Genomic DNA, 7,516 nt, shown 5'->3' with positions numbered 1-7,516 from the left:
GTGAAGGCGGCATCCTGCATCAGCATCTGCTGCGGCGTGAGGGTTTTGTCGGCGCTGGTGAATTCAATCTGGTAGCTGAACGGTTCGCTCAGGGCCTCATCGCCTTCAAAGGCCAGCACGTCCAGCAGGGCGCGGCAGCCGCGCACCGTTAACAGAGGATGGTTGTGGCTGAACTGCTGTGCCGGGATATCACTCATACGCTCACCTCTTTCTCAAACGTCATCGCAATCATTTTCTTATCGTCCCGACCCGGAGAAGGACGCTGAGGCAACTGTCCTGCAGCCACAGGGCTTAAGCGCAGCTGGCTTACCGCCGGTAATATCTGCTGGCAGAGCAGGCTTATCCCGGCGTTCGGCGGCAGGCAGAAGAGACCTTCTGTTGCGCGGGCGCAGTTTGGGTGAAGACGACGTAACAAAATGGCGGGATTTTCCATGAGAGTTTCTCTTCAATCATTTCAGGTACGCTACCGCCCGTCGCTGTTCACTTACCAAAGCGCATCAGGCCAGCAGACCAATTTTTGTCGTTGTTGAACACTTGCCCCGCGGCTGCTCAGCAAAATAACTGCGGACAGGAAAACCTGCCCGCTTCAGGCTCAAGTAGTGACACCTACGTTTGACGTATGGGAGTCTGTGATATCCGCTCCGCCGTTGCTCTTCAGCAACAGGCAGACCGGAGTTGCCATGCTACTTCTCCGTTTCATTGATTGACGCGCCGCTCTCCCGCGATAAGGCCGAAGGCATGCCCGGTGGCTGGCAGGCATTCACCTGCGGTACCAGACTGATTTCGACACGGCGGTTCAGCGCACGCCCTTCAACCGTTTCATTGGTGGCTACAGGACGGTTCTCGCCGAAGCCCTGCACCGCAAAACAGCTCTCCGGTACATCTCCGGTGTCACGCATCCAGTCGCGCACCGATTCGGCACGCTTCAGCGAAAGTATCTGGTTGGCTTTTTCCTCACCGGTACTGTCGGTATGGCCCGCAACGACAATCAGCCAGCCGGGTTTTGCTTTGATGCCAACCAACGAGTGCACCAGCAGCTTTGTCGATCCGGGCTTAAGCGCCCACCTCCCGGTATCGAACAGCGACATGCTGTCGAGGCGGATGGTTTTCGGCACGGTTTTTTGTGCTGGTTTTTGTGGCGGAGGTGGGGGTTCCCAGGAACGAATCGCGGCCAACACCGGTATGCGTAAATAGGCCCCGTGATACAGACCGAGACTCAGGTTCAGCGGCTCACCGCGGCGCGCCCACTGATCCAGTTGAACCGCATCCCCACTCAGGATTTGCAGGGCGCGGGCTTTCGAGGCGTAGTCAACCATCGCAATCTGCTCATAGTGCTGAATATCGAACCCCACCCGCTGCAGTAGCTGGCGGTTGTTCCACGCGCTGGCGCACAGTGCGATGAGAATGGCAAGGGTGAACAGACAGAACGCCCGGCGTAAAATCCTGGCGCGTGGCGTCTCGCTGACGCCCAATGGCAACAGTGGCAGAATAAAATCCGGTAACAGGACATCCGCTGATGAGGTATCAGGCTGCCAGCCAGGTAGTGAGCCCAGAGCGGTATGATGAGACAACCAGCGCTGCCACAGATTCTGAGGCAGAACCGGTGCCCCCGACGGCGTCATGTGATACAGCATCATAGCGGGTATCACCGGGGGCGTATCAACAGAGGGCGCCGTCAGCATAGCCAGCGCCGTCTCGTGCGTCAGGCGAACCAGCGCATTCATCCTCACCTGTGTGGCCAGACGCTCCCTTCCGTTCTTTTGCGCCAGCCAGGTCCCGGTGCAGCAAGGCGCGTCATTCGCCTGCCACACCTGCATGGCTTCCCCGGTCTGCGCTGTCTGCCATAGCGAGTGAGGAACAGACGCCCCTGCCACGTGACTGCTCAGTAGTAAAGGCACCGAGCGGCGGCAGTCGCTCCGCGCCTGGTTCAGCTGCCAGCGCAGCTCATTAAGCCCGACCGCCAGCGCCGCCTCATCACCGTGCAACTGCGGGCAAACGCAGACCATCACCGCCAGCTGCGATATCAGATCCGGGCGTTTACGCAGAAGAGTACGTACCGTCTGCTGCAGTTCGGCGGTAGGAACATTTAACCAGCAGCCCTGAGCCGTACGCAAAACCACCCCGCACTCCGGCCACCTGGCGATATCACCGCAGACCAGCACCACCGGCAGGCGGTACGGCGCGTCCGGAATGTCATCCAGCCAGGCATCCTCTGTAAGTCCCCATTCCCCCTTGCGCCCGGCGACAATCAGGGCAACGATGACTGCGGTCAGGATCAGCGCAACAGCCAGAATCCGCCCGCCGGTAGCCAGCGGCAGAAACAGCAAACAGAGCAGTACCGCAAGGATCCCGGCCCAGAGCCATAACAGGCGCAAATGGTTCACGCTCATTTTTCCGCCCCGAGCAGCAGGGTTGTAATCAGGGAATCAAGCCAATGATTTAGCCCCAGCCACAGCGCGGCGATCGCAACCAGCGACAGCCCGAGGCAAACCGGCCAGCGTCGCAACCCGTCCGCCAGGCCGCTACGCCCGGATATACCCGCCAGTACAGGCTGGCTCTGATCGGTTTCAAACGGCGAAACGCGCTCCGCCAGCCTGGTGATAAGCTGGTCGCGAACCGGCTCATCCAGGGCATAACATCCCTTAAAGCCCAGCATCAACACGCGATGGAAGCAGGTCAGTACCGCCACATCCGGCGCGGGCTCATCCAGAACCTGTCGCATCCGCTCATACAGCGCATCGCCGGCGTCCAGGGCACCGAAGTATTTCGCCTGCAGCGGACGGTCATACCAGACGATGCAGGCATCATCCTCACCTTCACGTCCTTTAGCTGTCTCATCCAGCAGCGCACACCAGGCGTAGAGAATATGCCGACGGCTCGCCTCGCTGAGGCCCGCGGTCTCCAGTTCCGCCATGACCTTTTCAATATGCTCTACGCAATGTCGCCAGAGGCGTTCGCCCTCCCCGTCGGCCAGTCTCGCCCCGCACCGCAGTTCCGTCACCGTCAACCAGGCGTCAGCCATCAGGGCATCGATATTCGTATCCTGTTTCATGAGCGCAGTACCGCATAGAGTTCGAGTTCAGGGGCGCCCAGCAGACCGGGGACGTAAAAGACACAACTGCCTTCCAACAGCATCGCTCGCGCCGCCGGATGGGCCATATCAAGGGTGAAATACTGGTTCTCCAGGCGCAGCGGGATGGCCGCCGGAACGTGGCTCATCGCGCGCAGAGGGATGCCGGGTTGCGAACCGTTAACGACCCGGTCGACTTCATCCGGGCTGCCCGCTTTGCACTGAAGCGGAAACTGCTCCAGTAGCTGCGCTACCGGCAGCGCCGATCGTACTGAGAGATAAAAATCCGCCTCTTCACGCAGTCGTGGATCGTGCAGACGGGCATGCCAGCGCTTGCGTCGTTCATCATGAACCATGTCAATCGCCACCACCCTCGATGGCAGACTGGCTTCCAGCAGTCCCCCCAGCAAGTCAAACAATGGAGGAAAGACCGCCGTTAACTGCTCATGACGATAGGCCGGAATATCGGCTGTAGTGTGTTCAAGAGAAAAAGTCAGCAGGCTACCTGCCAGACCGGCCAACGCTGTATACAGACGTTCCGGATGCACCTGCGGATGACGAACAAAATGGCTGAGCACCGGCTCAGCGCTGTTGAGCGCACTCAGCAGCCAGAACAGCGACACGTCCGCTACCGCGAAGTCGGCCATTCGCTCGTTGCTTTCCCGACGCATAGACATCAGGCGCTGCAGGCGCGCACGGAGCTGACCCGTCAACTGTTCGGTTTGTTCCCTCAACCAACGGCTGGCCTGTACGTTCAGCAGCGGCGGCAGAAAAGACTCGTCCTGCGACCAGTGTCCCTGGCTATCGCGCGTAAGACGGATCGCGGCGACGGTCTGGTAATCAGCGTTGTCGCTATCGGCCTCACGCAGCGTCAGCTCCGGCTGCATTACCGCAATCTGGCGGCAGTCCTCCCCATAGCGGTTTCGCACCTCCCGCCAGGCCAGACGCCAGCGCACGGGACGCTCCGCTCTCTGCTCCGGCTGCAGACAGTTGCCACCGTTCTCATGCTCATGGGGCAGCGCCAGAACCACCGTCAGTTCGTGATGTTCTGTTTCCGGCAGGTTCATCACCGGCGGCAACGCATCGGCGTTATCGCTATCAATGAGCGTGCCGTCGGCGAAACGCACGCACAGGTGGTCGGCTTTCAGTTTCCCCTGCTTCAGCAGCGCGGTATTAAACTCCGCCCGCGCCACTCCCCAGGGATGAATTGCCCCCAGCCGGGCGACATACTCTGTCTGCCAGGCCGATTGCGCGGTTTCCTGCTGAAAATGTTGGGGAGAGATCATCTGCCCCCGTCCCCATAACGGTCGTACTGTTTTCATCCCTGCTCCTGTATTACGCTTTTGATATCAGACCCACCTGCGACAGGGGCACGTCCGTGTCTTCCAGGGCTTTGTCGGGCTGCTCCGCGCTATTTTCCGATTGACGGCCCTCACCCTTAAACTTTTCTATAACGCTTCCAGACCCTCGCCTGAGGGGCGACAGAAAGCGCCTCCATATCCAGAAAGGGATTCATCTCACCCCAACAGCACGCCCGGATTAGGTTGTTTTTTAAACAGAAAACAACGAGTACTCTCTGTTTCCAGTACTGCGGCTTGCCTTTCGCGAAGCGGTGTTGATATTTACCAACTTCAGCCATTTCCGGATAATTGATTAAACAACGCACCCGATTAATTCAGGGGCCAGCGTGTTCATTTCGGCTCATAATTTCTGAGTCAACGCGGCGTCTTTTAGAATTTATTCAAACGCCTTTCTGAATATAGCGATATCAAAGTCTGTATTTGAGGGCGCGGGATAATTGACGTATCGCCAGAATGGCATGAAGTTAAAGTTTCTCGCATGCATCCTGCTCGTATTCAAGGCCTTTAAAAACTTAGACACTCTGACGCATATTATTCCCCGTCCGTTCTTTTAGCGCCTGCTCAGCCCAGATAAACGCTCTTCTGCACGACATTATGAAAACGCGCAGCTAAAAAGAGTTCCCATTGGCGTTGAATTTTTTTATCTTCCAGATAAAAGACGCCCGCTTTGCCATTACTTAAGCCAGTAACGATGCAGCGCATAAGCGGAAATGCGACGCCGCTATTCACACCCCTCTGACGTGCAGCCTCAGCTTAAATCAGAGGCCGCCTTACAGCCGCACTCGCAATATCCTGGCCATAGCGCTTCCTTCCCTGGAGGCGTATGGGCCAAACATAACGATTTTCTTTGCACAATCATCGCAGGGCCAGACATCAGAATAGAGCAACTCATCCGTATTCAGGCCAAATATAAGACTTTGCTTAAGCATTTAAATGAAAATACAAAAAATAATAAGCATCATGCGCACAAAATCAACAAAAACATTCATCATCTGACTGCGATAAATAAAAAATTCACATCTCACAAATGAATAAATATTAAATTCACATATAAACAAACGGAGTTTATTGATGCTAATCAATGAGCGAAGGCAATCAGGCCATTCCCGAGGCGGAAAAGATTGCGCGTATCCAAAAAGATATGTTGAGTACGTTTGACCGCTCGCAAGCCATCAGCCAGCCCAACCCCGACGATAAATATAAATATCAATAATTTCAGATAGGATAAATATAGATTTTAAAAATGATATCTGATGGCCTCTACGCTGTTCATTGACCAGGCGAGTAAGAGCTGACGAAAGTGAGGTTTGCTGCTGCGGCGGGAAATAGAATACAGGTTAGCTGGCGCTGCGGGCCGCGCTCTGGAGAGATGTGATGGTTGCCTGACGCCCGCAGGCAACCGGTGCTCATCAGTGCTTCACGATATACATCGTGCGGCTATAGGCGACGTCTTCCGGATTGGCAATCGGATACCCTTTCAGCCACGGTTTAATCAGTCGCCCGTTGGTATACTGGTAAATCGGCGCAATAGGCGCTTTCGCCATAATGATTTTTTCCGCCGCGTTGTAATCGTCATTGCGCGCCTTTTCCGACGTTTCCAGCGCCGCCTGAGTGAGAATTTTGTCGTAGGCCGGATCGTTGAAGCGGGAGATATTACCGCTGTGCGTCGAGGTTAGCAGCGACAGGAACGTTGAAGGTTCATTGTAATCCCCCACCCACGAAGCGCGAATCACATCGAAGTTGCCGGTATTACGGCTGTCGATATAGGTTTTCCACTCCTGATTTTGCAGCTTCACGTCGACGCCAAGATTCTTCTTCCACATAGACGCTACCGCAATGGCGATTTTCTGATGATTCTCCGAGGTGTTATACAACAGGCTGAGCTTCAGCGGGCGACCCGGGCCGTAGCCCGCCGCCTGCAGCAGCGCTTTGGCCTGGGCATTCAGCTCAGCCTGGCTCATGCTCTCGATTTGCGACGGCTGGGGAGTGAAGCCGGCAGTGACATCCGGAGTAAAACGCCAGGCCGGTTTCTCACCAGTACCCAGAATTTTTTCCGCCATCAGACGGCGGTCGATAGTCATACTCAGCGCCAGGCGGACGCGCTCATCGGCGGTTGGCCCTTTCTGTGTGTTAAATGCGTAATAATAGGTGCCCAGCTGCGGCGGAGTGTAAACCTGCCCCGGAATATCCTTCATCAGCTTCTGATACATATTTTTCGGGAACGACTCGGTAATATCGATATCACCGGCCAGATAGCGCTTAGTTGCCGCTGACTCCTGATTAATGGGCGTAAACGTGACCTGCTGGATCACCGTTTTGCCGTTGTCCCAGTAGTGCGTATTGGGAACCACCACCAGTTTTTCATTCACCACGCGATCCTTTAAAACGTACGCGCCGTTGCCAATCAGGCTTCCCGGACGAGTCCAGCTGTCGCCGCTCTCAACATTCGCCTTCTGGACCGGATAAAACGCAAAGCTGGCGGTCAGATTGCTGAACCACGGCAGCGGTTTATCCAGCTGAACGCGCAGCGTTCGCGCGTCTACGGCGGTGACGCCAAGAGTATCCGGCGCGGCTTTACCATCAATGATATTTTGCGCATTGGCGATACCGGCCAGCGCCGCAAACCAGGCAAAGGGTGAAGTGGTTTTGGGGTCAACCAGCCGTCGCCAGCTATAGACAAAATCTTCTGCCGTCACCGGCGTTCCATCGGACCAGCGGGCATTATCGCGCAGGGTAAAAGTCCAGACGCGGTTATCATTGCTCTGCCAGCGAGTCGCCACGCCTGGTATTAGGTTGCCTTTCTCATCCTGATTGACTAAACCTTCAAAAAGATCGCGGATAACCTGAATTTCAGGCAGGCCGACGGCTTTCGCGGGATCTAAGGTGGCGGGCTCATCTTTTATGTGCCGCACCAGCACCTGTTTTTCGGCTAATACGGTGCCGGGCGGGACATCCGCCGCCCAGGCAAGAGAAGAGACGCTGGCTAACCACAGCGCGCCGCATGTCAATTTGACAGGATACTTCATAAGATCCCCTTTAAAATAAAAAAACCAGAGCTGGCAGTGCGATAATTATTTGTTTCATC

General features: G+C 56.0%; 7 protein-coding genes and 1 pseudogene. 1 reads left to right on the top strand and 7 read right to left on the bottom strand.

Annotated features, from left to right (window positions below; genetic code table 11):
- The 6 genes and pseudogenes from ACSIPU_RS23090 to ACSIPU_RS23065 all read right to left on the bottom strand — a co-directional run.
- Window positions 1–197 (bottom strand): annotated as a pseudogene (locus ACSIPU_RS23090) (type VI secretion system tip protein VgrG); the annotation flags it as partial.
- Window positions 194–433 (bottom strand): hypothetical protein, encoded by a 240-nt coding sequence (locus ACSIPU_RS23085; RefSeq protein ID WP_023329595.1) that lies wholly within the window; start codon window positions 431–433, stop codon window positions 194–196. The pseudogene ACSIPU_RS23090 and the gene ACSIPU_RS23085, both read right to left, overlap by 4 nt.
- 250 nt (window positions 434–683) lie before the next feature.
- Window positions 684–2,390 carry an OmpA family protein gene (locus tag ACSIPU_RS23080; protein WP_196558114.1) on the bottom strand — a complete coding sequence of 569 codons (1,707 nt, stop codon included), beginning with the start codon at window positions 2,388–2,390 and terminating at the stop codon, window positions 684–686.
- Window positions 2,387–3,052 (bottom strand): type VI secretion system protein TssL, short form, encoded by a 666-nt coding sequence (tssL, locus tag ACSIPU_RS23075; protein WP_196558115.1) that lies wholly within the window; start codon window positions 3,050–3,052, stop codon window positions 2,387–2,389. Before tssL ends, ACSIPU_RS23080 begins: the two co-directional genes overlap by 4 nt.
- Window positions 3,049–4,392 carry a type VI secretion system baseplate subunit TssK gene (gene tssK, locus ACSIPU_RS23070; RefSeq protein ID WP_126489000.1) on the bottom strand — a complete coding sequence of 448 codons (1,344 nt, stop codon included), beginning with the start codon at window positions 4,390–4,392 and terminating at the stop codon, window positions 3,049–3,051. The genes tssL and tssK overlap by 4 nt, the downstream gene beginning before the upstream one ends.
- A 600-nt stretch (window positions 4,393–4,992) precedes the next feature.
- Window positions 4,993–5,160, bottom strand: coding sequence for a hypothetical protein (locus ACSIPU_RS23065; protein WP_285160382.1), 168 nt, complete (start codon window positions 5,158–5,160; stop codon window positions 4,993–4,995).
- A 352-nt stretch (window positions 5,161–5,512) separates the two neighbouring features.
- On the opposite strand from ACSIPU_RS23065, the gene ACSIPU_RS23060 reads away from it, so the two are divergent.
- Complete coding sequence (locus ACSIPU_RS23060; protein ID WP_257787381.1) at window positions 5,513–5,644, top strand: hypothetical protein; 132 nt, start codon at window positions 5,513–5,515, stop codon at window positions 5,642–5,644.
- Between the two features lie 196 nt (window positions 5,645–5,840).
- Here the strand turns inward: ACSIPU_RS23060 and ACSIPU_RS23055 are convergent, their stop codons facing one another.
- Window positions 5,841–7,457 carry a peptide ABC transporter substrate-binding protein gene (locus tag ACSIPU_RS23055; RefSeq protein WP_004101482.1) on the bottom strand — a complete coding sequence of 539 codons (1,617 nt, stop codon included), beginning with the start codon at window positions 7,455–7,457 and terminating at the stop codon, window positions 5,841–5,843.
- Window positions 7,458–7,516 lie beyond the last annotated feature (59 nt).

It is taken from the genome of Klebsiella sp. HN106 (assembly GCF_051209435.1).
GTDB classification, from domain to species: Bacteria; Pseudomonadota; Gammaproteobacteria; order Enterobacterales; family Enterobacteriaceae; genus Klebsiella; species Klebsiella oxytoca.
Note: the sequence above shows the minus strand (reverse complement) of the source record. Positions and strands in the feature narration are given on the sequence as shown.

Excerpts from the sequence above, each read along its gene's own strand:
- tssK (WP_126489000.1), bottom strand. The coding sequence starts at position 4,392 with ATGAAAACAGTACGACCGTTATGGGGACGGGGGCAGATGATCTCTCCC.
- ACSIPU_RS23055 (WP_004101482.1), bottom strand. The coding sequence starts at position 7,457 with ATGAAGTATCCTGTCAAATTGACATGCGGCGCGCTGTGGTTAGCCAGC.
- tssL (WP_196558115.1), bottom strand. The coding sequence starts at position 3,052 with ATGAAACAGGATACGAATATCGATGCCCTGATGGCTGACGCCTGGTTG.
- ACSIPU_RS23080 (WP_196558114.1), bottom strand. The coding sequence starts at position 2,390 with ATGAGCGTGAACCATTTGCGCCTGTTATGGCTCTGGGCCGGGATCCTT.
- ACSIPU_RS23085 (WP_023329595.1), bottom strand. The coding sequence starts at position 433 with ATGGAAAATCCCGCCATTTTGTTACGTCGTCTTCACCCAAACTGCGCC.
- ACSIPU_RS23060 (WP_257787381.1), top strand. The coding sequence starts at position 5,513 with ATGAGCGAAGGCAATCAGGCCATTCCCGAGGCGGAAAAGATTGCGCGT.